General features: G+C 30.0%; 25 protein-coding genes. 17 read left to right on the plus strand and 8 right to left on the minus strand.

Annotated features, from left to right (window positions below; all coding sequences use genetic code 11):
* Positions 1-476 precede the first annotated feature (476 nt).
* Positions 477-722 carry a hypothetical protein gene (locus BR66_RS0121475; protein ID WP_026884756.1) on the plus strand — a complete coding sequence of 82 codons (246 nt, stop codon included), beginning with the start codon at positions 477-479 and terminating at the stop codon, positions 720-722.
* A 287-nt stretch (positions 723-1,009) separates the two neighbouring features.
* On the opposite strand, the gene BR66_RS0121480 is transcribed toward BR66_RS0121475, so the two are convergent.
* Positions 1,010-2,176 carry an iron-containing alcohol dehydrogenase gene (locus tag BR66_RS0121480; RefSeq protein WP_026884757.1) on the minus strand — a complete coding sequence of 389 codons (1,167 nt, stop codon included), beginning with the start codon at positions 2,174-2,176 and terminating at the stop codon, positions 1,010-1,012.
* A 297-nt stretch (positions 2,177-2,473) separates the two neighbouring features.
* On the opposite strand from BR66_RS0121480, the gene BR66_RS0121485 reads away from it, so the two are divergent.
* Together BR66_RS0121485 and BR66_RS0121490 are read left to right on the plus strand one after the other, a co-directional pair.
* Positions 2,474-3,895: an ATP-binding response regulator gene (locus BR66_RS0121485; RefSeq protein WP_026884758.1), complete on the plus strand. Its 1,422-nt coding sequence runs from the start codon at positions 2,474-2,476 to the stop codon at positions 3,893-3,895.
* 73 nt (positions 3,896-3,968) lie between these two features.
* Positions 3,969-5,030, plus strand: a complete 1,062-nt coding sequence (locus BR66_RS0121490) for a MerR family transcriptional regulator (RefSeq protein ID WP_026884759.1) — start codon at positions 3,969-3,971, stop codon at positions 5,028-5,030.
* Between the two features lie 150 nt (positions 5,031-5,180).
* Here BR66_RS0121490 and BR66_RS0121495 read toward each other — a convergent pair whose 3' ends face one another.
* Positions 5,181-5,945 (minus strand): DeoR/GlpR family DNA-binding transcription regulator, encoded by a 765-nt coding sequence (locus BR66_RS0121495; RefSeq protein ID WP_026884760.1) that lies wholly within the window; start codon positions 5,943-5,945, stop codon positions 5,181-5,183.
* Between the two features lie 159 nt (positions 5,946-6,104).
* On the opposite strand from BR66_RS0121495, the gene BR66_RS0121500 reads away from it, so the two are divergent.
* The 7 genes from BR66_RS0121500 (at position 6,105) to BR66_RS0121530 (ending at position 12,621) form a co-directional block, all read left to right on the plus strand.
* On the plus strand, positions 6,105-6,890 hold the full coding sequence (locus tag BR66_RS0121500) for an HAD family hydrolase (RefSeq protein WP_026884761.1): 786 nt from the start codon (positions 6,105-6,107) through the stop codon (positions 6,888-6,890).
* A gap of 31 nt (positions 6,891-6,921) precedes the next feature.
* Complete coding sequence (locus BR66_RS24505) at positions 6,922-7,563, plus strand: DeoR/GlpR family DNA-binding transcription regulator (RefSeq protein ID WP_051624343.1); 642 nt, start codon at positions 6,922-6,924, stop codon at positions 7,561-7,563.
* Positions 7,564-7,712: 149 nt separating this feature from the next.
* Positions 7,713-7,979 carry a YggT family protein gene (locus BR66_RS0121510; protein ID WP_026884762.1) on the plus strand — a complete coding sequence of 89 codons (267 nt, stop codon included), beginning with the start codon at positions 7,713-7,715 and terminating at the stop codon, positions 7,977-7,979.
* Positions 7,980-8,303: 324 nt separating this feature from the next.
* Entirely contained in the window at positions 8,304-9,980 is a 1,677-nt protein-coding gene (locus tag BR66_RS0121515; RefSeq protein WP_026884763.1) for a glycoside hydrolase family 13 protein, read from the plus strand.
* A 146-nt stretch (positions 9,981-10,126) separates the two neighbouring features.
* On the plus strand, positions 10,127-10,639 hold the full coding sequence (locus BR66_RS0121520; protein WP_026884764.1) for a flavin reductase family protein: 513 nt from the start codon (positions 10,127-10,129) through the stop codon (positions 10,637-10,639).
* 100 nt (positions 10,640-10,739) lie between these two features.
* Positions 10,740-12,065 (plus strand): replication-associated recombination protein A, encoded by a 1,326-nt coding sequence (locus BR66_RS0121525; RefSeq protein WP_026884765.1) that lies wholly within the window; start codon positions 10,740-10,742, stop codon positions 12,063-12,065.
* Between the two features lie 181 nt (positions 12,066-12,246).
* Entirely contained in the window at positions 12,247-12,621 is a 375-nt protein-coding gene (locus BR66_RS0121530) for a hypothetical protein (RefSeq protein ID WP_026884766.1), read from the plus strand.
* A 382-nt stretch (positions 12,622-13,003) separates the two neighbouring features.
* Here BR66_RS0121530 and BR66_RS0121540 read toward each other — a convergent pair whose 3' ends face one another.
* On the minus strand, positions 13,004-13,774 hold the full coding sequence (locus BR66_RS0121540; protein ID WP_026884767.1) for a DeoR/GlpR family DNA-binding transcription regulator: 771 nt from the start codon (positions 13,772-13,774) through the stop codon (positions 13,004-13,006).
* 229 nt (positions 13,775-14,003) lie between these two features.
* Between BR66_RS0121540 and BR66_RS0121545 the strand changes: the two genes are divergently transcribed.
* The 7 genes from BR66_RS0121545 to BR66_RS0121575 all read left to right on the plus strand — a co-directional run bounded on the left by BR66_RS0121545 (position 14,004) and on the right by BR66_RS0121575 (position 22,019).
* Positions 14,004-14,756, plus strand: coding sequence for an ABC transporter ATP-binding protein (locus BR66_RS0121545; protein ID WP_026884768.1), 753 nt, complete (start codon positions 14,004-14,006; stop codon positions 14,754-14,756).
* Positions 14,749-16,359 carry an ABC transporter permease gene (locus BR66_RS26540; RefSeq protein WP_026884769.1) on the plus strand — a complete coding sequence of 537 codons (1,611 nt, stop codon included), beginning with the start codon at positions 14,749-14,751 and terminating at the stop codon, positions 16,357-16,359. Before BR66_RS0121545 ends, BR66_RS26540 begins: the two co-directional genes overlap by 8 nt.
* 1 nt (position 16,360) lies before the next feature.
* Complete coding sequence (locus BR66_RS26545) at positions 16,361-17,344, plus strand: ABC transporter substrate-binding protein (protein ID WP_026884770.1); 984 nt, start codon at positions 16,361-16,363, stop codon at positions 17,342-17,344.
* A 25-nt stretch (positions 17,345-17,369) separates the two neighbouring features.
* Positions 17,370-18,464 carry a 2-aminoethylphosphonate--pyruvate transaminase gene (gene phnW, locus BR66_RS0121560; protein WP_026884771.1) on the plus strand — a complete coding sequence of 365 codons (1,095 nt, stop codon included), beginning with the start codon at positions 17,370-17,372 and terminating at the stop codon, positions 18,462-18,464.
* Positions 18,461-19,276 (plus strand): phosphonoacetaldehyde hydrolase, encoded by an 816-nt coding sequence (gene phnX, locus BR66_RS0121565; RefSeq protein ID WP_026884772.1) that lies wholly within the window; start codon positions 18,461-18,463, stop codon positions 19,274-19,276. The genes phnW and phnX overlap by 4 nt, the downstream gene beginning before the upstream one ends.
* Complete coding sequence (pbfA, locus tag BR66_RS0121570) at positions 19,266-20,621, plus strand: (R)-1-hydroxy-2-aminoethylphosphonate ammonia-lyase (RefSeq protein WP_026884773.1); 1,356 nt, start codon at positions 19,266-19,268, stop codon at positions 20,619-20,621. The genes phnX and pbfA overlap by 11 nt, the downstream gene beginning before the upstream one ends.
* 795 nt (positions 20,622-21,416) lie before the next feature.
* Complete coding sequence (locus BR66_RS0121575; protein WP_242841202.1) at positions 21,417-22,019, plus strand: DUF975 family protein; 603 nt, start codon at positions 21,417-21,419, stop codon at positions 22,017-22,019.
* 154 nt (positions 22,020-22,173) lie between these two features.
* Here BR66_RS0121575 and BR66_RS0121580 read toward each other — a convergent pair whose 3' ends face one another.
* The 5 genes from BR66_RS0121580 to BR66_RS0121600 all read right to left on the minus strand — a co-directional run bounded on the left by BR66_RS0121580 (position 22,174) and on the right by BR66_RS0121600 (position 26,383).
* Entirely contained in the window at positions 22,174-22,872 is a 699-nt protein-coding gene (locus BR66_RS0121580) for an ABC transporter permease (RefSeq protein WP_026884775.1), read from the minus strand.
* A gap of 64 nt (positions 22,873-22,936) precedes the next feature.
* Complete coding sequence (locus BR66_RS0121585) at positions 22,937-23,635, minus strand: ABC transporter permease (protein ID WP_026884776.1); 699 nt, start codon at positions 23,633-23,635, stop codon at positions 22,937-22,939.
* Positions 23,628-24,551, minus strand: coding sequence for an ABC transporter ATP-binding protein (locus BR66_RS0121590; RefSeq protein WP_026884777.1), 924 nt, complete (start codon positions 24,549-24,551; stop codon positions 23,628-23,630). Before BR66_RS0121590 ends, BR66_RS0121585 begins: the two co-directional genes overlap by 8 nt.
* Before the next feature lie 191 nt (positions 24,552-24,742).
* Entirely contained in the window at positions 24,743-25,678 is a 936-nt protein-coding gene (locus BR66_RS0121595) for a sensor histidine kinase (protein WP_026884778.1), read from the minus strand.
* Positions 25,679-26,383 (minus strand): response regulator transcription factor, encoded by a 705-nt coding sequence (locus BR66_RS0121600; protein ID WP_026884779.1) that lies wholly within the window; start codon positions 26,381-26,383, stop codon positions 25,679-25,681.
* Positions 26,384-26,433: the final 50 nt, after the last annotated feature.

The following is a 26,433-nucleotide window of genomic DNA, read 5'->3' on the forward strand; positions in this document are numbered from 1 at the left end:
TAAAATTGCAATTGTGAATCATCACCATTGAACAGTAAAAAAATTAAATGTTAATAAAGTTATCATTTTAGGTGATGTGGTGATGAAGGGAACAATGCCTGGATATGTTCTTAATCTGATGCTTAAAAATCCTCATTGACTCTCTATAAAAAAATAGTAGATATTTGAAAGGAAGTTCCAAATGAAAGTAAAAGGGAAATTTGTCTTAATATCCTGTCTCATTGTGATAATGAAAAACTTGTAGTTAATAACTCTGCTAAAATTGATTATTCTATAGATATTATTTATAAACACAGAAAACAACTGAGGCTAGCTTATTATAAGAATATGAATAAGATTACTATAGATAATATTGATGACTGGTTCTATGATACAAATGAGGCATTGGGAAAATATATTTTAAATTAGGGTAATCACTTATATTATAAAATAGGGGTAAATCAGTATAAGTGATGTGATAAAAGGGAGTAATTAAATTGGATGTTTGGATTATAGGTATTTTTGTTGCACTTGTATGCTTGATTATAAGTAGAAAAAAATCTACCACTACAAATAAGGTTGATACAATATTTTATATATTTTGCGTGGAAGCATTTGTGTTTTTAATAGCATATTTTTTTACTTACAATGAAAGGTATAAAGAAGCTTGGTTTATATTATTATTTTTAGAAGGGTTGATTTTAGTTACAAAAAGAGTAACAAGAAAAAAGAATAAAAACTGATTAATGGGGTAGTTGAAATACTCGGCCGAGTTGAAGAATATAGGTTCCAGGCGGACAAGGTACACGGCATTAGGCTTTGTTGCCGATAGAATTGGTATGGAAAAAGCAATAGAGATAACACAAAGCATTGAATATGTCTGGAATTCTGACAAAAACAACGATTTATTTTATTAATTATAGCGGTCATATGATCATAGATGAAGAGGTAGGGAAGATATTTAATAATATTGGCACTATATCAAAATAGTGCCAGTAGTTTTTGGTGAAAAAGTGACTTTAAATTATATTTAGAAAGTTACTTTTTCACCATAGTAGATACAAGTAAATAGTTTTTCCATTGTTTTGTCATCTATTTCTCTTGGATTTGAACCCGTACAAGCATCCAATACTGCGTTATGAGAAATATATTCAATATTAGACTTAAAATCTTCCTCGGATATTCCGTAATCTTTAAGAGTAAGAGGAATATCCATCTTTTTATCCATAGCTTGTATCCATTTGACTAAAGAATCAACTAATTCATCATCAGTTTGTCCGGATAGATCAAGCTTATTAGCTATAGTTGCATATCTGTGACTACATATTTTAGAATTATATTGAATTACATATGGTAAATAAATTGCATTAGCACATCCATGGGCAATACTGAAAACAGCACCTGTTTTATGAGCCATTGAGTGGGTTATACCAAGTAGTGCATTTGAAAATGCCATCCCAGCCAAGCATTGAGCTGAGTGCATTTCATTTCTAGCCTTTTTATCCCCATTATAAGAGTCTAATAAATATTCCTTTACCATAACAATAGCTTGTAGTGCAAGTGGATCTGAAAAAGCTGAGTTAAATACAGCAACATAAGCTTCAATAGCATGGGTTAAAGCATCCAAACCAGTATTGGCTATAAGATTCTGTGGCATAGTTTGAGCTAGTTCGGGATCAACTATTGCTATATCGGGAGTTATGTTAAAATCAGCTATAGGATATTTGATCTTCTTTTTATAATCTGTTATAACAGAAAAAGCTGTAACTTCTGTTCCTGTACCACTAGTAGAAGGAATAGCTATAAATTTTGCCTTTTGTCTTAATTCTGGTAGACCAAAGGGGATAATAGCTTGTTCAAAAGTAAAGTCTGGGTATTCATAAAATATCCACATAGCTTTAGCAGCATCAATTGGTGAACCGCCACCAATTGATACAATCCAGTCGGGCTGAAAATCCCTCATTATAGATGCACCATTCATAACTGTTTCCACAGAGGGGTCTGGTTCAACACCTTCAATTAGCTTAACTTGAATATCAGCTTCTTTTAAATAATTAACCACCTTATCTAAAAAACCAAATTTTTGCATAGAGTAGCCACCAACAACCACTACTGCTTTTTTACCCTTTAAGGTTTTTAACGTTGCTAGTGAGCCTTCTCCAAAATATATGTCTCTAGGTAATGTAAATCTTGACATGATATATCCTCACCCCTAATCAAAAAAATTGTAAAATATTGCATTTACATATATAGGATATCAAGTAATCCGGAAATAATCAATATGAATTACAATAATTTAGCATTAAAAGCATAAATAAGTATAAATAAAAAATAAAATATATTATACTTATGTTAATATTATAAAATATGGATTATAATGATAATACTGGCATGTATCATAACTTTAATAGAACTATGGGGATAAATCACAAAAAAATTATGTGGAAATTTAATTAAAAAAACAAACTATCAATATGAAATGGAGCCATGAATTATGGATATTTTACAAAATTATTTAGGTAAAGTAAATGTGCTTATTGTTGATGATGATTGTTCAAATGTGAATATATTGACTATGATACTTAAGCATAGGGGATACGATGTTAAAATTGCTTTAAATGGTGAATTGGCACTGAGGTCTGCAAGAGAAAACCTACCAAAATTAATTTTACTTAAAATCAAGATGGCTGGTATGGATGGATATAAAGTATGTAATATTTTAAAATCCGATAAAACTTTTAGTAAAACAACCATTATTTTCATCATTGGAAGCGATGAAATTTTTGAAAAGGATAAGCTATTTACTTGTGGAGGTGTAGATTATATATCTATGCCATTTAATAATAAAGAAATCCTTGCAAGGGTTGAAACATATTTAAAACTTTCATATATGGAACAAGAGATTATTGTTTTAGAAAATAATGCTAAGGGAAGAGCAGAGCAACTAAAAAAAATAACTTCTGAAATTAAAGAATCTAATCTTATATTAGAAAAAGAAACTACTTATCGTATGAAAACTGAATATGCTTTAAAGGAAAGTGAGAAACAACTAAAATATTCGTTAGAACTACAAAAAAAAGCTGAAAAAGAAGGTAAAAGGCTATATGAAATTGAAGAATATGATAGGATAAGAACGGAGTTTTTTTCTAATATTTCTCATGAATTGAGAACTCCAATAAATGTTATCTTTTCGGCACTACAGGTACATGAGCTTAAACTAAAAGATTATGCATGTAGAGATGCGGGTGCTGATATATACAAATATACAAACATAATGAAACAAAATTGTTTTCGACTTTTGAGACTAGTTAATAATTTGATTGATATTACAAAAATGGATTTGGGTTACTTTGATATAAATAGAACTAACAATAATATAATTTGTCTGGTGGAAGACATAACGCTATCTGTAGCTGATTACATAGAAAATAAAGGTTTATCGCTAATATTTGATACAGATGTTGAAGAAAAAATCATTGCCTGTGATCCAGAAAAAATAGAAAGAGTTATTATGAATTTATTATCTAATGCAATAAAGTTTACTCCAAGTGGGGGTAGTATCATGGTTAATATAGAGGATGGCAGGGAAAATATTTGCCTGCGAGTAAAAGATACTGGCAGAGGCATTCCAAAAAACAAATTAAATGCTATTTTTGAACGTTTTGTACAAGTTGATAAATCCCTTGCACGAGATAATGAAGGTAGTGGAATAGGGCTTTCACTTGTAAAGGGGTTAGTGGAACTACATGGTGGAAAAATATCAGTGAAAAGTGAAGTAGGGCATGGAAGCGAATTCATTATATATCTTCCATGTAAACAAGTAGAGAACGCTAATGACGAAATTGCAGCTACCGAATCAGTAAGCGAAAGGTTTATACAGAAACTCAATATAGAATTTTCTGATATATATAAATAGAGATTTAAAGATGAACTTTACTATTGACCTTGCCCAAGGGGCAGGGTTTATATTGTTATAGAGGTGATTTTACATGAATACAAAAAAAGTTTGCAATCAATTTAGCATTTCTCCAAAAGCATTAAGAATATATGAGGATTTAGATATCATAGTTCCAAATCGTGAGGAGAACAACTATAGAAACTACAATGAGGAGAATATATTAAAACTAAGGCAGTTAATTCTTTTAAAGGAGATGGGGATACCATTAAAGAATATTAAGGAGCTGTTAGCTAAAAAATTTGATGAATACAAAATAATACATGGGCTAGATCTTCAGCTAAAAGCTGTGGATAATAAAATTAATGAGTTAAAAAATATTAAAAATACGCTGGAGCAAAGTGTCAATGAAGCATTAAATTCAGATAGAGTTACAGATTACAGTGATTATTTCAATAAAATAGATAGATGCCTTAGTGGAAACAAAGAAAAAAGAAGTAATTGGATGGATAAATGGGGTTTTGATTCATGGGCTACGAATTATGATGATTCAATTAAGGCGAATGTGGGTGGTGACTTAAATCTTTTTGAAAATTATGATTTGGTATTAGAAGGTGTAAGTAAATTAGTATCTAAACATAAGGCTGAAAAAGTGATCGATATTGGATGTGGCACAGGAAATCTCTATGGGAAAACGGGTCAAAACGTGGAATACACAGGGGTTGATCAAAGCGTAGAAATGCTTTTAAAAGCTAGAGTTAAATATCCTAATATTAAATTGAGGCTAGGTAACTTTTTAGAGGAACCTTTTATAAAAAATGAATTCGATGTTGTTACTTCAACCTTTGCATTTCATCATTTGAATTTTGTAGAAAAGCAGAAAGCAATAAATTTATTAATGGGATACTTAAAAATAGGTGGAACAATTATTATAGCGGATCTAATGTTTCTAAACAATAAAGAGAGGCTCAAGGAAAAGGAATATTTGATTCAAAAGGGTAGAGAGGATTTATGGGGCATAATTGAGGATGAATATTATACAGACATCGAAGAAATGAAGAAATATGCGCAGCAGTTAGGATATAAAGTTAAGTACAGTCATATAGCTAATTTTACATGGATGTTGGAAATTTGCTGCAAAGAAGGTCTCATGTGATCTTAGATTTGAGGTTATACAAGAACTTATGGATATGTTAAATAAGTTCTTGAACCTAAAAATAATAACCTAATAGTTTGTATTAGTTAGGTATTATACAAGATTTGAAAATTGTTATATACAAATGGTGGAATGTTGATTGTAAAGGTTCTAAATTACATTTACATCGTATTGATTAAGCAAAGTCACTATAGTATTATTGGGATCAGTTTCCGTAATAATACTATTAAAGTCTGTTATATTTGAAAAAATGAAGATTCCATCTAGATTGAATCTCTCATTTGGTGCCATTAGATATAATTCTTTAGATATACTCATAATTGCTTTTTTAGTACCTGCATCCTCAGACATACTGGTACTAATACTTCCAGATATAAGATCTATTCCACTACATCCTATAAAAGATTTATTACAACGATAAAGTTTAATTTGTTCAATAGAATGAAAACCCACATTCCCGCCTACATAAGCATTATAATCTCCTCCTATAAAGATAACATGCAATTTTAAATCTGAATGAATCATTGATGATATTTCAACCATATTTGTAATTAAGGTAATATTTTTACCATTTTGTATAAGTAACTTTGCAAGGAAATAGGAAATACTTGATGCATCTAAAAAGATTGTATCATCATCTCTGACTAGTTCGTAGGCTTTTTTTGCTATGATTTCTTTCAAGTCTGTATCTTTTTCAATTCGATTAAATAAAGCTTCAGCATTTACTATAGTACGTTTTAGGATAATAGCGCCACCATAAGTACGTTGTAATAGGTTATTTTTCTCCAAAACATGAAGATCTTTTCGAATCATACTTTCACTTACTTGAAATTGTACACTTAAATTTTTTACTAACACTTTTCCGTCCTTTTCTAATAAATCCAAAATATGCGTGTGCCTTTCTTCCATAAACATAACTTCCTCCAAATCTCACTTTATTCTCATTTACTTCTATTCTAACAATTATAATATGAAAATGCAATTAAATCAATTGACAATAAGCAATAAACGGAATAAAATGATATCAAACAGTAGCGAATGAGAATGAATTAATATTGAGGGGGAGCAAAAATTATGAAAAAGGCAGTATTTTTTGATATAGATGGAACAATAATAGACTGTTTAAATGGATTGACAGATATGACCCATAGAGTAAAAAAGGCTATAGGTGCGCTAAAAACAAACGGGGATTATGTTTTTATTGCAACAGGTAGACCGTATGCTTTTCTAAATGAAGCTATACGTAATTTTGGGTTTGATGGTTTTATATTTACTAATGGCGCCTATGTAAAAGTAAATGAAAAATGCATATATAAAGAATCTATTAAAAAGGATTTTATAAAAGAGATTACATACAATTTTGAACAGCTTAATATTCAATATATATTACAGGGTGAAAAATATTCATATATTAAGGATGAATATAAAAGATTACATTCATTCTATGATTCTTATAGCATATCTAAAAAATATTTAAAAGGTAATTATAACCTTGAAAATATAGACACATATAAAATAGAAATGTTATGTAATGATAGAAAAGGAATAGATTATTGTGTATCATTAGGGAATGGGGGTATTTACCATACTTACAATATGGAAGAAAAATCTTTCGAATTATGTTCAAAGGCAAACACAAAAGCTTCAGGAATATTAAAAATACTGGAGCGCTTAAACATTCCAATAGAAAATAGCTATGCATTTGGTGATGGAAAAAATGATATCGAGATGTTATCCATAGTAGGATGTGGAATAGCTATGGGAAATGCAGATGATTTTGTTAAAAGTTACGCGACCAAGGTTACAGGCTCTGTACAGAATGATGGAGTAGCTTTAGAAATAGAAAAATTTATTTTATAATTATATTATAATTTTAAGTGGGGTGAACATATTGGTTAAACCTTTAAGTTTAGAAAAAGATAATATTATTAATAAAGGTCATGGTAGTGCTATTATAGCCACTAATTATTTAGAGTCTTACTTTGATGATAAATTGTTGAAAAATATAGAGGTAAAATTTAGAATTGCTCAAAAGGCAGCCCAAATGATACCAGAAAAAGCTGTTGTTATTTTAGATTCTGGAACTACGGTTCTACAAATTGCTAAGTTATTGAATCTTAAAAGTGATTTAGTAATTATTACAACCTCATTAATTGTAGCACAAGCTTTAGAGAACACTAAAAACCAACTTCTTGTAACTGGTGGGGAATTACGAAAAAAGAGTATGTCATTTGTTGGCTATTGGGCAACTAATGCTATTGAAAGTATACAGGCTGATATAGCATTTATAGGTTGTGATGGATTTCGTTCAGATGGTCCTTGCGCACGATCTTATAGAGAACTTGAAGTTAAACAGAGGATTATCACGAATTCTAAAAAAGTTGTTCTAGTAACTGATAGTTCCAAATTGAATATAGATGGTCTCTATAGGTTTGCGTCTTTCGATCAAATTGATCATTTAATAACTGACACAAATATTAAAGAACAACAATTTGAATTGATTTCATCAAATATTGAAATCATTAGGGTATAATATTTTCGATTTTAAAGGCTCACATTCGACTTTAAAGTTAAATACATCATCTATGATGTAAATATAAGCTAGATATTTAGCAAATGTCTGCTATAATAAAGAAAAGATATAAATCAAATGGATTACTGGAATTTGGGAGGACAAAAAATATGATTAGCTTAATTAACATGATTTTTAATGTGCTTTATTATGCAATAATATTAGAAGTGGTTTTATCTTGGGTTTATGCTAACCGTACAAATCAATATATAGAATTATTACACAAAGTTACTAATCCCTTTCTCCTACCTGGTAGAAAGATTCAGGAAAGATTTTTTACTAATATGATGATTGATTTTTCACCATTAATAGCAATTTTTATTATAACGCTATTAAAAAGGATTGTGTTTGGTATATTGGTAGTACTGGGTATATAAGGCATATTCAAAAAAATAATTGGTTTAATGACTACAAAGTAGTGATTAACAGTTAATTAGTGTCAGCCCATCTTTAAAATTAAATATTAAAATATCTAAAATTCGCAATAAAGCCATCAATGGATTTATTGCGAATTTTTATGTGTATGTGTATTAATTCCAAGTTTTCCAATAGAGATATATTATTTCATAACTTTCCGCTGTGATATGGTTTACATAGTAGAGGATAAAGATTAAGATTAATACAAGTCATATAGAATCATGAATTTAAAATAATGGCATACATACTTATGCTTAAATAAATTAGATGGAGGGGAAATAAAAATGAAAAAAACTTGGTGGAAAGAGGGAGTAGTATATCAAATTTATCCAAGGAGTTTTAAGGATTCTAGCGGAGATGGAGTAGGGGATTTAAAGGGTATAATTGAAAAATTAGATTACTTAAAGGAGTTAGGTGTTAATATTATATGGTTATCTCCAATTTATCAATCGCCAAACGATGATAATGGTTATGATATTAGTAATTACAGACGAGTTATGAAAGAATTTGGAACAGAAGAGGATTTTAATGAATTATTGAAAGAGATGCATACAAGAGGACTTAAATTAATAATGGATTTGGTAGTAAATCATACTTCAGATGAGCATGAATGGTTTGCTAAGAGTAGAAAATCTAAGGACAATCCTTATAGAGATTATTATATATGGAAAGATGGAAAAGGTGAAAATCTTCCGAATAATTGGGAATCTTTTTTCAGTGGTTCATCTTGGGAGTTTGATGAGAAAACAAAGCAGTATTATCTGCATTTGTTTTCAAAAAAACAGCCGGATCTAAATTGGGAAAATGTAAAAGTGAGAAATGAAGTATATGATATGATGAAATTTTGGCTGGACAAAGGAATAGATGGTTATAGGATGGATGTTATTAATTTTATTTCAAAGGTACCAGAACTTCCAGATGGTGAAAAAGCAGAAAAAGATCTTTACGGCAATAGTTTTCCATTTACAGCTAATGGACCAAGAGTACATGAGTATCTGCAAGAGATGAACAGAAAAGTTTTAAGTAAATATGATATTATGACTGTAGGGGAAACACCAGGTATTACCCCTGAAATTGCACAACTTTATGTGAATGAAGATAGAAATGAATTAAATATGTTATTTCAATTTGAACTTATGGACATAGATTCTGGAGATGGCGGTAAATGGGACGTTACTGCTTGGAAGCTAACTACCTTCAAAAACATAATGTATAAATGGTATGATGCACTAAAAGACAAGGGGTGGAATTCATTATTTTTAAATAATCATGATCAGCCAAGATTAGTTTCACGGTTCGGTAATGATGGAGAATATAGAACTCAGTCTGCAAAGATGCTTGCAACATTTATTCATACATGGCAGGGAACTCCATATATATATCAAGGTGAAGAAATAGCCATGACCAATGTTAAATTTAAAAATGTTGATGATTACAAGGATATAGAAATTCAAAATATGTTTAAAGAAAAATCACAGCAGGGAGTACCTAAAGATGTATTACTAAAGTCAATTTATGCAAAAGGAAGAGATAATGCTAGAACGCCAGTGCAATGGGATAATTCTATAAATGCAGGCTTTTCAAAAGCTACGCCATGGATAAAGGTGAATTCTAATTATAGTGAGATAAATGTGGCAAGTGCGTTAGAAGATAAAAATTCGGTATTTTACTACTATCAAAAATTGATTAAACTTAGAAAAGAACATGAGGTAATAGTTTATGGGGATATAGACATTTTGCTTTTAGACCATGAGAGTATATTTGCATATACAAGAAGCTATAATGATGAGAAATTATTAGTTGTACTTAATTTTTATGAGGCTGAGATTGAATTTAAATTAGAGAAAAATTTGGAGTATGAAAAAGCAGAATTATTAATAAGTAATTACCAGGTTAAAGATCACGAGTTTTGTGATTTTTTATTAAGACCATACGAGGCTAGGGTATACTTATTAAAGTAATAATTCTATGTACTTAAAAATAATAAAGATAAAAATATGATATAAATCTAAAAAGTGGTATGATTATTGTATTGATTAACATTAAAGAAGCATAAAATTTTATTAGTGATAAAGATAGTATCACTTAAAAATGGGAGGGAAACATTATGACATTAAAAGAAATAAAAGTAGCAGATTTAAATTTAAATCCTTTTACAACAATTAGAAAAGAATGGTTAGTAGTAGCCGCAGGAAATAAAGAAAAGGTCAATGCCATGACTGCTAGTTGGGGAGGACTCGGAATAATATGGAACAAAAATGTAGCTACTATTTACATTAGACCACAACGTTATACAAAAGAATTTATAGATAGAGAAGATACATTTTCACTAACAGTATATGATGAAAAATATCGAGCAGCTCTTAATCTACTTGGAAGTGTATCAGGAAGAGATGAGGATAAAATAAAAGAGAGTAAGCTTACGGTGGAATTTCAGGAGAACACTCCATATTTTGAAGAGGCTAAAGTTGTGCTAATATGCAGAAAGCTTTATCATACAGAGCTAAAACCAGAAAACTTTGATGTTCATGCACTTATTGATCAAAGCTATACAGACAACGATTATCATACTATGTATATAGCTGAAATTATAAAAGCATACGTGAAAAGCGAAAAGTAATAATCATTTGGTTTATGTTTTGAATAATAAAATAAGGGAAAGTACATAGATTTTATTACAAAAAATCTATGTACTTTCTATTTCAATAGAAGGTGTTAGAATGGATTTTATGCAAAACTCAATGTTTGATAAATTAGCTTATAAATCTCCTTTGGCAGATAGAGTGCGTCCGAGGAGCTTAGATGAATATGTTGGTCAAGAAGAAATTTTAGGTAAAGGTAAGTTACTTAGAAATTTAATTGAAACGGATACTCTTACCTCAATGATTTTTTGGGGACCACCAGGTGTTGGTAAAACTACTTTAGCCTTTATTATTGCGAAAATTACTCGTGCAGAATTTATAACATTTAGTGCTGTAGCTTCAGGAATAAAGGAAATAAAGGAAGTTATGGTGAAAGCAGAAACAAGTAAGCACTTGGGAATAAGAACCCTTCTTTTTGTGGATGAGCTCCACCGTTTCAATAAATCACAACAGGATGTTTTTCTGCCTTATGTGGAAAAAGGAAGTATCATTTTAATAGGTGCTACTACAGAAAATCCATCCTTTGAGGTCAATTCTGCACTTTTATCGCGTTCAAAGGTATTTGTATTAAAAGCTTTGAATGTTGAAGATATTGTAAAACTTTTAAAAAATGTATTTTCAGATGAAAGAGGTTATAAAGGATTACCTATAAGTATTGATATTTCATTGCTTAAAATGATAGCAAAATTCTCTAGTGGTGATGCAAGAACTGCACTTAATGTATTGGAGCTAGCTGTTACTACAACACCAATGATCGCAGGAAAAATCAATATACAAAAAGAAATAATCGAAGAATGTTTTAATAAAAAAGTTCTACTATATGATAAAAAAGGTGAAGAACACTATAATATTATTTCAGCCCTCCATAAATCAATGAGAAATAGTGACCCTGATGCTTCAGTTTATTGGTTAGCAAGAATGTTAGAGGGTGGCGAGGATCCACTTTATGTAGCAAGAAGATTAATACGTTTCGCATCTGAAGATGTTGGAATTGCTGATCCTGTAGCATTACAAATAACAATAGCTGCCTATGAAGCTTCTCACTATATAGGAATGCCTGAATGCACGGTGAATCTTACTCAAGCAGTCATATATCTTGCCATGGCTCCGAAATCAAATTCACTTTACATTGCGTATGAAAGAGCAAAACATGATGTGCAAAACACTGTTTCTGAAGGAGTACCCTTACATTTAAGAAATGCGTCAACAAGCCTTATGGCTGATATTGGTTATGGCAAAGGTTATGAGTATGCCCATAATGCAGATGAAAAACTAACAAATATGCAGTGTCTACCGGACAATCTTAAGGATAAACATTACTACATTCCAACTGATCAAGGTTATGAAAAAGATGTTTCTCAAAAATTACAATATATTAAAAAAGTAAAAGAGAGTTTGAAATGAACGTTTGAAATAAAGAATTAACAAAGAAGCTTTGGTGGGATTAAGTGATGATAATACACAAGTATTATACGATGCCCTTAGGAAAATTATAAGCAATTTATCCCATGGATACGCCCCTGAATAAAGAGTTCTAACCATCAAAGATGCCAAGAACTCAGTTTATCAAAGGAGGAGATAACACATGACTTGGAAACAAGAAATATTTAGAGCGCTTTTGCTAGCATTTGGTGCAGGACAAATCATAACAAATGTACAATACTTGATTAAAAAAAATGGAATAACCCTAGCAAGGAAGCAACATCAGGAGTTACCTCATAATGCTACGGATAAAGAAATGATGATTAAAGTTATTTGTATGCTGTTAGTTGGTATTATGTTTTTTGTGGTTGGTTTAATTTCATATGTGACTCATAGATACTTCGATTTAGTAATGCTAAGTTCATTAATTATATTTTCAATATATGGAATTGGAGAAGCAGCATTTTATAGATATTGGAAAACAATTGGATTTGCAGCAACAACTATAGTTTTATTAGGTATTTATATATTTACCTGAAGCGCGTAGAAATCATATTATTATAAGAATTATAAGCCTATTATGGAAATTTAAAGCATGATGATATATAATATCGGTATGCTTTATTTTTGTGAAGTTAAACTCTAATATAAATTTGATTAATTGATTATGGGGGAGATATGTCATGGGGCAAGTAGATATTCTTACAAAGTTAGATGCAATTTCTGTAGTCAAGGAGAACAAAACTAATTGTGGATTATTTTATATTTGATGAATTTGAAATTCACTTAAATAAAATACCACCAAACTTCAAGCAAGATTGTCATTATCATAAAATAATAGAGAAATAATTAAAAATGACAAAACGGTTATTTAATTTGCTAGAATTTTTTTTGTAAGGAGGAATGAATAAAATGAATTTTTATCCCTCTTTGCTAGCTAATATTAATAAGGTCTTAGATTTTTTGAAACTATTTATTAAATTTTTGCTTAAAGAAGAGTCTGTGATAATAAAGTCTATTTTATCTAAGGGTGCTATGCTTATCATTACGTCTCGTCCAAATTTACTACTGTCAGCTGCTACATAAATTGTTTTTGACCTTTCAATTATCTTTTTTCTTGTAACTACTTCTTGCATATTAAAATCTGAAATACCATTTTCAGCTGTTATGCCACCAGCACAAATAAAGCTTTTTTGTATGTTAAGCTCTGAGAAGTTGAAGATATAGTCATAGGTTACAACAGAACGTTCTTCCTGTCGTATTTTACCTCCGATTATGATTATCTCAAAATCAGTAGTTATTAATTCATTTACTACGGCGATAGAATTAGTTATAATTGTGAGATTTTTTTTGTTTCTAATATATTTTGCAATATGGTATGTGGTGGAACCACTATCAATAAAAATACAATCTCCATCATTGATTAATTCGCTACACTTTTTACCAATCAAATCTTTTTCTTTTAATTTATGTACCATTCTTTCTTCCATGGCAGGTTCACTTAGTAATGGCTTTTTTAGTTTTGCACCACCATATACCTTTTCTATTTTACCCTGCTTTTCTAAAATGGATAAGTCTCTTCTTACTGTTTCAATGGATATACTGAATTCTTCCATAAAATCAGATATGGCAATTACATCTTTAATGGATAATAAGTCTAAAAACTTTTTTTGCCTTTCACTTGGTAACATATAAACCACCCTATTTAATTATGATTTTGTCTAATTTAATATACCAATATTATCATAAATGGTGATAATATTCAAGCCCATATTGTTAAGGTTTGAATATATATGGTAATAATATTGTCATGATATTGTAAACACATAGCAATGATTTACATACAATTAACCCAATCATAATATAAATCCAGGACCTGTGGATTATACTTATGGAGTAGTAAATCAGTGGAGGTGAAAAATGTTAGAACTGAAAAATATTAAAAAAACATTTGGAGGAAGGCTTGTGCTTGATGGAATAAGTCTTCAAATAGAAGAGGGTGAAATAGTTTCAATGCTAGGTCTTAGTGGAAGTGGGAAAACCACATTATTAAATATAATCTTAGGGCTAGTACCTATGGATAGTGGTTCAATTATTTATAATGGAACAGATATAAGTAAAGTACCTATGAAAAAACGAGGATTTAATATTGTATTTCAAGATTATGCACTTTTCCCTAATTTAAATGCTTATAAAAATATTGTTTATGGACTTAAAAATAAGCCTGATTTATTAAGCAAGGAAGAACTCGAGGATATTATAGATTTTTTAGAACTTAGACCACATTTATCTAAAAAGATAGAGCAACTGTCAGGTGGTCAAAAACAAAGGGTAGCATTAGCTCGAACTCTGGTAACAAAACCTAAAATCCTACTTTTAGATGAACCTTTAAGTGCACTGGATGGAGTAATAAAAGAAACAATTAAAGATAGAATTAAAGCAATTACTCAAAAGTACAAGATTACGACGATTATTGTCACCCATGACCCAGAGGAAGCTTTGACAATTTCTCATAAGGTATTGATTATAGACAAGGGCATTATATCTCAGTATGGCACACCTAAGGAGGTTATTAATAAACCTAATAATAGTTTTGTGGAAGAATTTATAGTGCATCAATTACAAATAAAACGAGATAATATTTACAATTTGTTTGGAGAGTGTTATGCATAATAAAAAATTAGAGATAAAAATTATTTTTACAGTGATAGCATTATTTTTCATGGTCTTTCTTTTTGCACCTTTAGTTGTACTTTTGAGGAATTCGCTAAGTAGTTTTATTCCTTTGCTTCACAATAAGGAAATTTATACGGCAACCCAAAATAGCATTCAAGTTTCAGTAGTGGCAGCTTTAATAACAACAATATTGGCTTTTATTTTGGCTTATGCAGTAAATTGTACAAATATTTTAAAACCTATAAATGCAATAATAAAAGTGGGAATATCAGTTCCGATGCTTCTGCCTACAATCACCTATGGGTTTGTTATTATATATTCATTTGGTAAACAGGGATTATTAACAAAAATTTTGGGAAGACAAATGTTTGATATTTATGGTTTTAATGGGTTGTTACTTGGTTACATTATATACACTGTGCCTTTTGCTTTTCTTTTAGTAAATAATTCATTTGGATATATTGATAAAAAATTCATGGTTGTTTCAAAGCTTATGGGTGACAACTTTTTGAGAAGTTTTATAAATACCATAATTCATCCACTTATAGGTACTTTAGGAGGAGCATTTGTTTTAACATTTATGCTGAGCTTTACGGATTTTGGAATACCTACATCACTACAAGGAACTTATAATGTTTTATCCACTATGTTATATCAAGTTATGTTAGGATCTATACCAAATTTTAATAGTGGTTCAGCCATTGCACTTATAATGCTTGTTCCATCTATTATAGGTATTGTATTTTTAAACTATTTAGAAAAATTTAATTTTCATTATGACAAGTTTTCAAAAACTGAGATAGTTAAAAACAAATTCCGAGATATAAGTTTTGCTAGCATTTCTATATTAACGATAATTTCAATTGTATCTGTATTTCTAGTGATGTTTATAGCTCCTTTTGTTGTTAATTATCCCTATGATATGAGATTTACTACCAAATTTATATTCCAAATGTTTACCACGGGGCAAATAAAAGAGGTTTATGTAAATTCATTATATGTTGCTATTATTTCATCGGTACTTGGCGTAGTAATTTCATATGTTTCAGCCTTAATAAATGTTAGAACTAATCTTAGTAAAAAAGTTACAAAAAGTATCGATGTTTTTTCTATGATCACAAATAGTGTGCCTGGAATGGTACTAGGAATTGCTTACCTAATGTTTTTTAATAATAGTGATTTAAAAGAAACATTTACCATAATTATTATTTGTAATATCATTCATCTATTTACTACACCATATTTAATGGCAAAAAACTCACTTTCAAAAATAAATCCAGCTTTTGAAACTACAGGAGAGTTAATGGGAGATACGTGGATTAAAACAATCATTAGAGTTATAATTCCCAATTCCATATCTACAATAATTGAGATGTTTGGATACTATTTTATTAATTCCATGGTTACAATTAGTGCAATTATATTTCTTGTTGGTGCAACAACTTCTGTCATAACTAGCAAAATACAAGAACTTCAGCACTTTGAGGATTATAATCAAATATTCATCTTGTCAATTATTGTTTTTCTAACAAATATTATTATTAAAATTTGCTGCGAACTAGCAAATAAAAAAATTCAGTCAAACAGGGAGAGATTATAACATGAAAAAAAATTTGATATTTGTTTCTATTTTAGTTATTTGTTTTACTTTAGTAGGGTTATCAGGATGTTCTAGTACTAAGGCTCAAAAAGTTGTAATTTATACAAATGCAGATGTGGAAGCGGTGCAAGCAATGGAGAAGAGCTTAAATACTGCAGGGTATAGTGATAAATATGTATTGAAATCATTTGGAACTTCTGAACTTGGCGGTAAGCTCATGCTTGAAGGAGATAAGATTCAAGCAAATTTAATTACTATGAGTTCTTTTTATATTGATAGTTCACAGAAGAAAAATAATATGTACGAAAATTTAGATTTTACTACAAACGCCATAGAAAAATATCCTTCTTTTTATACACCAATACTTGCAAATACAGGTTCAATATTTTTAAATACACAGGTTATGAAAGAAAAAGGATTAACTATGCCCACATCTCTTAAGGATTTATCTAAAGCTGAGTATAAAGGTCTAGTTTCTATACCAAATATAATGAGTTCATCCACAGGTTGGCTTATGGTTCAAGCTATAATAAGTCAGTACGGTGAGACTGAAGGCAAGGACATCCTTCATAATATTATTGTGAATTGTGGTGCGAATCTTGAAGCTGGAGGGTCAGGTCCAATAGAAAAAGTAAGAGTTGGAGAAGTGGCAGTAGGGTTTGGTCTTCGTCATCAGGCAGTACAAGATAAAGTATCTGGTAAGCCAATAGATTATGTAGATCCAATTGAAGGCAATTATTCTCTTACAGAGTCCATAGCAGTAGTTAAAAAAAGTGACAGTGCTACGACAAAATTAGCACAGGAAATGGCAAAAATTATTATTACTAAAGCAAGAGGTGATCTTATAAAAACCTATCCTGTAGCATTGTATAAAGGTGAAAATATTAGTAATTTAAATAAACCAAGTAATTCTAAAAAATTCTCACAGCCATTAACAGTGGAGCTTTTACAAAAACATATAGACTTTTTTAAATCAGCAAAATAATGTAAGAAATTGGAGATAAAATAATATGAATGAATACAAATTATTAACACCAGGACCACTTACAACTTCTAAAAAGGTGAAAGAGCAAATGCTCTTTGACCGCTGTACTTGGGATGATGAGTATAAAGCTATCACTCAGAAAATCAGAAAACAATTATTGGAGATTGCAGGAGCTTCGGAAGAAACGTATACATCTGTTTTGATGCAAGGAAGTGGAAGCTTTGGGGTGGAGTCTATTTTAAACTCTGTTATAAACAAAGGGGATAAACTACTAATTGTGTGCAATGGAGCTTATGGTGAAAGAATTATAACTATGGCTAAATATATAGGAATTGACTATGTTAATTATCATACAGAATATGACAAGATTTTTGAAATAGATGAAATAAAAGATATTCTTAATAAGGATAAGTCCATAACTCATATTGTTATGGTTCATTGTGAAACAACCACAGGAATATTAAATCCAATTGAGGACATTGCAAAAATTTCTAAAGAATATGGCAAAATATTAATTATAGATGCAATGAGTAGTTTTGGCGGAATACCAATTGATGTTCAAAAACTGAGCATAGATTATTTGATTAGCAGTGCCAACAAGTGCATTCAGGGGGTACCAGGTTTTTGTTTTGTAATTGCCAGGAGAGAAAAACTTCTTAAATGTGAAGGAAATTCTAAAAGTTTATGTTTGGATTTATACGATCAGTGGAAGTATATGGACAATGACGGTAAATGGAGATTTACCTCACCTACTCATGTAGTTGCTGCTTTTTCTAAGGCTATAGATGAATTGATTGAGGAGGGAGGAGTTCTAGCAAGAAATGAAAGATATAAGAACAATAATTTTATACTAAGAAAAATGCTAAAATACATGGGCTTTGAGCCATATATTAGAGAAAATCTTCAATCTCCAATTATAACTACTTTTCGTTTCCCTAACCTGGAATTTGATTTTAATGATTTCTATAACTATGTAAAGAAAAGAGGATATGTTTTATACCCAGGTAAATTAACCGAAACGGATACTTTTAGGATTGGTAATATAGGGGAGATTTACGAGGAAGATATTAAAAAATTGTGTGGGATAATAGGTGACTATATGGGAGGGAAAAAATCATGAGTGGAGTTGAAGGAATAATTTTAGATTGGGCAGGAACCACTGTGGATTTTGGATGTTTTGCACCTGTGAATGTATTCTTACAAGTATTTATGGATAATGGCATTGAAGTAACAGTGGAGGAAGCAAGAAAACCTATGGGAATGCTCAAGATAGATCATATTAAGACTATGCTAGAGATGAAACGGATAAATGATCTCTGGAGAGAGAAGTACGGTAGGAATTTTAATGAGGAAGATGTATATGATTTGTATTCAAAATTTGAACCATTACTTATAAGTTCACTGGCTAGGTTTTCAGAACCATTACCGGATGTTGTAGAAACAATTAATACATTAAGACGTAGTGGCTTGAAAATTGGTTCAACTACGGGTTATACAGATAAAATGTTAGAGGTAGTTTTGGAAAATGCTAAAACGTATGGCTATGAACCGGATTTTTGGATAACTCCAGACGCTACGAATTCTTGTGGAAGGCCTTTTCCCTATATGATATATAGGAATATTGAAGCCTTAAAACTTTCGGCTACTTGTAAGGTTGTAAAGGTTGGAGATACAAAGTCAGATATAGAAGAAGGATTAAATGCAGGAGTTTGGTCTGTAGGAGTTGTTGTTGGAAGTTCTCAAATGGGATTAAATTATGCGGAGTTTCAGAATTTGCCACAAATAAAGAAAAATGAGGTTATAAAAGTTACAGAGCAAGCTTTTTTAGACGCTGGGGCAGATTTCACAATAAATACAATGAAGGAACTACCTGAATTAATAAAAAAGATAAATGAGTTCATAGAGGAAGGTAGAAGACCAAATGCAAAATAAAGCCGGTTTAAATAGAGAAGGAGACGTGAATTTCACACCACTTCGCTCAAATTTTTTTAATACTCTCTCTGAAAAGACCAAAGTTTTATTAAAAAGGGATGAAAACTTTTTTATAAAACAATCCATGTCTACACCTTGTATGAATGTTATAACAAAGGCTGAGGGTTGTTACATAGAGGATATATCCGGGAAAAAATATCTGGATTTTCATGGTAATAGCGTGCATCAAGTTGGATATAAAAATCCATATGTAATTAAAGCCGTGAAAAATCAGCTGGATGAACTATCATTTATACCAAGAAGATATACATCAGAAATTGTTGTTAAGGCAGCAAAAGCTTTAGTTGATAAAACAATTTCTAAAGATTACAAGGTATTGTTTACTCCTTCAGGTGGTGCAGCTGTGGGAATTGCGCTTAAAATAGCTAGAAAGGTTACAGGAAAATATAAGGTGATTTCTTTATGGGAATCTTTTCATGGTGCAGGACTTGATTCAATTTCTGTTGGTGGGGAATATACTTTCAAAAAGGATATGGGACCACTTATGCCTGGGTGCATAAGGTCTATTGCCTACAATGCCTACAGAAATCTTATTCATAGTTCTGACAAGCAAGCAGTTGCAAACTTTTGTTTGGATTATATGGAGTACATAATAAAAAATGAAGGTGAAATAGGTGCAATATTATTAGAACCTGTTAGAGCTACAGATACTCATATTCCGCCACAAATGTATTTTGAAAGGTTAAGACAGATTTGTGATGATAATGAGATTTTATTGATTTTTGATGAGATTCCCACAGCACTGGGTAGAAGTGGGGAGTTTTATGTGCACAAAAATTTCAATGTGGAGCCTGACATTCTTGTGCTAGGCAAAGGACTTGGAGGTAGCGTGATTCCACAAGCTTGCATACTTACAAAATCAAAATATGATTTAGCACAAGATATTTCACTTGGTCACTACACTCATGAAAAACCAGCACTAGGCTCTGCAGCAATTCTTGCTACTATTGAATATATGGATGATTTTAATCTTCTAGAAAATTGTAGGAGACAATCAACTTTTGCCTTAAAATGTTCAAAGAAGCTTTATGAAAAATATGAGTGCATTGGTGATATAAGAATAATAGGGCTATTAATAACTTTTGAGATGGTGAAGGATAGAACTACAAAGGAAAAAGATGAGGAAATTTGTGAAAAAATGCTTTATTATTGTTTGAAAAATGGTTTATCTTTTAAACTATCAAATGGAAACTGCATAACATGGCATCCGCCTCTTATCGTTAATGAAGAACAATTGTCTTTTGCGTTTAATTTACTTGAAGAAGCAATATTAAATTGCCAATAAATAAACTCAAAAAAGTAAAATAGGAAATAATCTAAGGTTAATTAGATTATTTCCTATTAATTTCGCTAAAACTTTTTTCAGTCCCAGCTATAAAAAGGATATAACGATTTTCAAGCACAAATATTTATAGCTTATTACCTTATTATAATCATCAGACTATAATTAAGTAGGTCATAACATATAAATATGTTCTGCTCGACCAAGCATAAATTTATTTAATTAATAAATTAGTTGGAATTCTATTAGAATTGTTAAAACAACTGTAATAGAATCTTTTCCAACATTATAAACTTTTTGCTCAATCGTTATATCCTTTATGATTCTTATTATACGCTTTATACTTAAAAATATTCAAGAGGCTAATTGAAAAAATATGGAAAATCAGGTAATTTAACAGTAATCATGCACTTGATCCAGTGTTTTTTATAGCAAAGCAACTTGAATTTCAATTATTGAACTTACAGCACTAGCAGAAGGGAAATTTATAAGAACTTATTTCCCTATAGTATACAGCTGTAGACTTAAAAATCCTGAAAATAGTGATTTTCAGATTATGACCAAGGAAATGAAAGTAAGAAAAGACTTTTTTAGAGATAATGATCCGCAGATATTAGTAAGGGTTAAATTCAGCAGGTTAGATTGTTCGATTAATTTGTTGCTAATTAGTCACAACTATGAATATAATTAAATTTTCACTACGTACAGGTTGAAAAAACATGGAACTTAGTATACAATTTAGGATGTAATGTAAATATTATGTCGAAATAAACACATTAGATTCATAGGGGGAATATTTTGCAAATCAAAAAAAGTCATGAGTTTAGAAGCGAGGCACGTAATCAGTTAAGAGGAAACTGGACACCAGCTGTTTTAATAACGCTTATATATGGAATATTGCTTGGAATATCAGCAATCCCATATATTGGAGCAATTGTTGAGATAGTAATTGGTGGAGCATTGGCACTTGGAGTTACTCTTTGTTTTATGAAATTAGTTAGAGGTGAGGAATTTAAAATTGAAGACATGTTTAGCGGTTTTAATAATTTTGCTTCTGCTCTTTTATTAAATATTGTTAGAGGAATATTTGTTTTTTTATGGTCATTACTTTTGATAGTACCAGGAATTATAGCATCTTTTAGATATTCCATGGCAAATTATATTTTAAACGATAGTCCTAAAATAGGAGCTTTAGAATCAATAAGATTAAGCAAAGAAATGATGATTGGGCATAAATGGCAACTATTTTGTCTTTACTTTAGTTTTATAGGTTGGTATTTATTGAGTATAATTACTTTGGGGATTGGATTCCTATGGTTAACACCATATATTACGACAGCTGTCACAGATTTTTATGAAAATTTAAAAATGGTTAACGGTGACAATGCTGAAACATTATAAAATTTATCGAGTATAACTTATGTTATGCTCGATTTTTTTAAATTTTAATAAGCAAACAGAAGCTACAACAATAAATCCACTCATTCCAAGTATTCCTTAATATTACCTTCTTCAAGTAGGCTAATATCTATAGCCTTTATTTTGGGTATTTTATCTAGCAATTAGTAACATCTGATTTTTCTACATCTTTTATGGACAAATATGCAGCAACAATTCCTATTAGTGCAAGGATTATTGGAATTATGGTAATGGAGCTTAAGGAATTTTGACTATTGCCATTGTTGAGTAGAGTTACCAATATAATAGAAGATACAATTGTGGCTGAACTTGATTTTTTAATCATACCGATATATACAGGAATTAGGTTAATAAAGGAAAATGAAATTGAGTATATAAGAATATTAGTTAATGATTTTACTAAAGTATAAATTTTAAAAGGATCGTGAATAAAATTCACAAATACATTTAAAATAAACATACTGGAATCCAAAAAAAAATTTGAGATTATCATAGCGACAAAAGAGAATATTAAAACAATAGTTAATTTTGCTACCATAAGTTTTACCCTGTTTATTGGATAAGTGAATAAAATGTTTATTGTTTTGTTTTTGTATTCATCAATTATTAATTTTGAAATCAATACTGCTGCAAAAATTGAGAAAGTAGCCCTTACTAAAATACCTGTAGTCAAAAAAACATCAGTATACGTTCTAAGTGCTATATCATGAGTGGTTTTCGATTGCAATAGACTCATAAATAAAATAAATAACATAATTAAATTTGCAATTATAACTCCTTTTATTGTTCCACCAAATTTAAACTTCTTAATTTCTAGTTTCATTAATTTAAGCACTTAAACAACTCCCAGTTAAAAGTTTTCACTAAATTAGTTGTCCTTAATATATATTTTATTTCAATTAGAAATTCACCACATCTGATTTTTCTACATCTTTTATGGACAAATATGCAGCAACAATTCCTATTAGTGCAAGGATTATTGGAATTATGATAATGGAGCTTAAGGAATTTCCCTTAAATCCACTATTTAATAAACTTATGATTATAATTGAGGTTACTAATGTAGCTGAGCCAGATTTTCTTTGCATACCTACATATACAGGAATTAAGCTCACAAAGGAAAATGCTACTGAGTATATAACAGTATTAATTGAAATTTTCATTAAAATACTAGGTGTCAATGAATCTTTAATAAAAGGCGTAAAGATATTTAAAATGAATAGACTGGAGTTCAGGAAAATATTTGAGATTATCATAGCTGTAAAAGCGAATATCAATACAATAGCTAACTTTGCTACCATCATCTTTTTCCTGTTTATTGGATAGGTAAACAAAATGTTTATTGTTTTGTTTTTGTATTCACCAATTATTAGTTTTGAAATCAATACAGCTGCAAAAATTGAGAAAGTAGCTCTTACCAAAATACCTGTAAATAAAAAAATATTATTATAAGTATTAAGGGTCATTTCCTTATCCGTTTGCGAGGCATAAATAGAAATAAGTAAAATAAATAACATAAATAAATTTGCAATTATAACTCCTTTTATGGTTCCACCAAATTTGAACTTCTTAATTTCCAGTTTCATCAATTTAAGCACTTAAATCACCACCATTTAAAAGTTTTAAGAAATAATCTTCTAAGGAAGTATTTTTCTTATTTATAGCTTCAATCTCAATACCTTTTAAAATTAAAGCTTTTGAAATATCCTTTTGAGGTTGTGTCAAGTCATATATTCTTATTATGGAATTGTCTATAATTTTAAAGTTAGAAATATTTAAATCATTTTCTAAAATAAAGGCAGCCTGGGTATAATCCTTAGTAATTATTTCGATATAATCAGTATGATCATCTCTTATGCTTGCCATGGAAACTTCTTTAATTAACATTCCTTTATTAATTATTCCTATAGTGTCAGCAATTTGCTCGATTTCAACTAAAATATGGCTAGATATTAAAATTGTTATGCCATATTCTTTACTTAACATTTTGAATAGATTCCTAACTTCTTTAATTCCTATTGGATCAAGACCATTGATGGGTTCATCTAGTATTAATAAATCAGGTTTAGTTAGAATAGCACGAGCTATTCCAAGCCGCTGCTTCATACCTAGAGAAAGGTCTTTAACTGCCTTATCATCTATACCTTTTAAATTTACAAGGTCCAGCGCTTTATCTATGGCACTTTTATCGTAATATCCCATGTACTCACAATGAAGGTCTAGGTTTTCTTTAGAGGTGAGGTTATCATAAAATACAGGATATTCAATTATGCATCCTATTCGTTTCAAAGTTTCATAGGATTTGTTGTTAAGTTTATCACCAAAAATTTCAATTTCGCCGCTACTAGGTTTAATAAGATTCACTATCATCTTCATAATTGTGGTTTTGCCTGCCCCATTAGGACCTAAAAAACCATAAATTTCTCCTTTTTTAACATTCATACTTACATCAGATACCACATGTTTATCTTTGAAATTTTTCACTAAATTAGTTGTTCTTAATATATATTCCATACCGCATTACCCCTTTCTTATTTAAGGCATCCTCATCTTGTTATTACTATAGTTTCATTGTATGGCATGGACTTGTCTTTTTTATTAAGCAAATCTTACAAAATTCTTAAGTTCAGCAAAAGTTAAGTTTAGCGAGTAGCATCCCAACGTGCATATCCATGCTACTCTCAAATTTATTAAGTAATCTCAAACTAATAAGTTATTCTCTTCAATTTAAAGGTGAAGCTAGTTTTCTCATAGGGTTTGCTCTTAAGAGAGATTTTGCCCCCCAATTTTTCAACAAGCCTTTTAGTTATAGTGAGCCCTAGGCCACTGCCTTGATACAATTTATTCCTAGAGTCTTCTAGAGTGTAGATCCTCTCAAATACCTTATCTATATTAATTTCATCAATACCTTTGCCTTTATCTAAAACTTCCACATAACAAAAATTTTTATCATAACTTAAAGTTAAGCCAAGGTACTTGCCATGATTTCCATACTTAATGGCATTAGAAATCAAATTGTTCATTATTCTTTCTAGTGCCTCTAGATTTCCAAAGGCAAAAATATTTGTTTCAGGAATACTAATATTCACTTCGTAACCTTTTGTTGTTAAATTATCATAAAAGTCTAATATATTTTTCATACAAACTTCATTCATATTTACTCTTGTTAACGGAACTTCTTTATCTCCTGATTCTAGTTTTGCTAAATCAAAAAATTTATTTATAAGTTCAATTACTTCAAGAGTTTTATTGTGAACTTTAGTAAGTAAGAGTTCTCTTTCCTCCATTAACATATCATTGTCTAGTTTTATAGTTTCTATATATCCAAGGATTACGGTAAGGGGAGTTTTTAAATCATGAGATATATTTGAAAGCATTTTGCTCATTGATATTTCTTTTTTTCTATATCCTACTAGTATTTTATGACTGAAATCTAAAAGACTATTAATCGTTATAAGTAATTTTTTAAGCTCAGTGTTACCAGTAACGACTAGAAGCTTTTCGTTAGTATCTTCATTTATGATTTTATCTAATTTAGTTCTCATATATATTAAGTCCTTACTTATTTGCTTTTTAGATCTGTATTGAAAAATTATTATTAGGACTAAAATAACTATTATAATTAATAATAAAGTAATCACTTAGGTGACCTCCAGTTTATAACCAATGCCCCATAATGTCTTTATATACTGTGGGTTTGATGGGTCATCTTCTATCTTTTCTCTTAGTCGTCTTATGTGTACATTAATTACATTTTCATCACCAAAGTACTCATCTTTCCAAATAAAATTGTAAAGTTGAGATTTAGTAAAAACTCTATTTGGATTTTTGAGAAACAATTTTAATATTTCAAACTCCTTAGAAGTAAGTTGAATAGCTACTTCATTTTTAATAACACAAAAATTATCTACATCTATGGTAAGCTTTCCTACATTAAATACTTGTGGTTCTTTTTTCTTATCATTATTATTGCTGGAGTATTTTGTAGCTCGTCTAATAGCTGCTTTGATTCTTGCAGAAATTTCAATCATAGAGAAAGGTTTGGATATATAATCATCAGCCCCAAGACCAAGACCAATGGCTTTATCTACATCACTATCTTTTGCAGACATAATTAATATAGGTACTGAACTTTTTTCTCTAATGATTTTTAGAGTTTCTATGCCGTCTAATTTAGGCATCATTAAATCAAGAAGAAGTAAATCAAAATCATTATTCAAATATTTGAGTATTGCCTCCTCACCATCAAAAGCAGCTGTTACTATGAAGCCATCCTTTATTAAGTAATTCTTAACCATTTCGCTAATAGATATGTCATCTTCAATAATCAAAATTTTATTATTCATAATAACCTCTTTCCTAAACATATAAACTTTTACCCTGATTTTACCACAAA

The organism is Clostridium akagii DSM 12554 (genome assembly GCF_000686725.1).
GTDB classification, from domain to species: Bacteria; Bacillota; Clostridia; order Clostridiales; family Clostridiaceae; genus Clostridium_I; species Clostridium_I akagii.

What these genes read in the sequence shown, in the direction of transcription:
- BR66_RS0121480 (WP_026884757.1), bottom strand. Translation starts at nt 2,176, where the DNA reads ATGTCAAGATTTACATTACCTAGAGACATATATTTTGGAGAAGGCTCA.
- BR66_RS0121485 (WP_026884758.1), top strand. Translation starts at nt 2,474, where the DNA reads ATGGATATTTTACAAAATTATTTAGGTAAAGTAAATGTGCTTATTGTT.
- BR66_RS0121490 (WP_026884759.1), top strand. Translation starts at nt 3,969, where the DNA reads ATGAATACAAAAAAAGTTTGCAATCAATTTAGCATTTCTCCAAAAGCA.
- BR66_RS0121495 (WP_026884760.1), bottom strand. Translation starts at nt 5,945, where the DNA reads ATGTTTATGGAAGAAAGGCACACGCATATTTTGGATTTATTAGAAAAG.
- BR66_RS0121500 (WP_026884761.1), top strand. Translation starts at nt 6,105, where the DNA reads ATGAAAAAGGCAGTATTTTTTGATATAGATGGAACAATAATAGACTGT.
- BR66_RS0121510 (WP_026884762.1), top strand. Translation starts at nt 7,713, where the DNA reads ATGATTAGCTTAATTAACATGATTTTTAATGTGCTTTATTATGCAATA.
- BR66_RS0121515 (WP_026884763.1), top strand. Translation starts at nt 8,304, where the DNA reads ATGAAAAAAACTTGGTGGAAAGAGGGAGTAGTATATCAAATTTATCCA.
- BR66_RS0121520 (WP_026884764.1), top strand. Translation starts at nt 10,127, where the DNA reads ATGACATTAAAAGAAATAAAAGTAGCAGATTTAAATTTAAATCCTTTT.
- BR66_RS0121525 (WP_026884765.1), top strand. Translation starts at nt 10,740, where the DNA reads ATGGATTTTATGCAAAACTCAATGTTTGATAAATTAGCTTATAAATCT.
- BR66_RS0121530 (WP_026884766.1), top strand. Translation starts at nt 12,247, where the DNA reads ATGACTTGGAAACAAGAAATATTTAGAGCGCTTTTGCTAGCATTTGGT.
- BR66_RS0121540 (WP_026884767.1), bottom strand. Translation starts at nt 13,774, where the DNA reads ATGTTACCAAGTGAAAGGCAAAAAAAGTTTTTAGACTTATTATCCATT.
- BR66_RS0121545 (WP_026884768.1), top strand. Translation starts at nt 14,004, where the DNA reads ATGTTAGAACTGAAAAATATTAAAAAAACATTTGGAGGAAGGCTTGTG.
- BR66_RS26540 (WP_026884769.1), top strand. Translation starts at nt 14,749, where the DNA reads ATGCATAATAAAAAATTAGAGATAAAAATTATTTTTACAGTGATAGCA.
- BR66_RS26545 (WP_026884770.1), top strand. Translation starts at nt 16,361, where the DNA reads ATGAAAAAAAATTTGATATTTGTTTCTATTTTAGTTATTTGTTTTACT.
- phnW (WP_026884771.1), top strand. Translation starts at nt 17,370, where the DNA reads ATGAATGAATACAAATTATTAACACCAGGACCACTTACAACTTCTAAA.
- phnX (WP_026884772.1), top strand. Translation starts at nt 18,461, where the DNA reads ATGAGTGGAGTTGAAGGAATAATTTTAGATTGGGCAGGAACCACTGTG.
- pbfA (WP_026884773.1), top strand. Translation starts at nt 19,266, where the DNA reads ATGCAAAATAAAGCCGGTTTAAATAGAGAAGGAGACGTGAATTTCACA.
- BR66_RS0121590 (WP_026884777.1), bottom strand. Translation starts at nt 24,551, where the DNA reads ATGGAATATATATTAAGAACAACTAATTTAGTGAAAAATTTCAAAGAT.
- BR66_RS0121600 (WP_026884779.1), bottom strand. Translation starts at nt 26,383, where the DNA reads ATGAATAATAAAATTTTGATTATTGAAGATGACATATCTATTAGCGAA.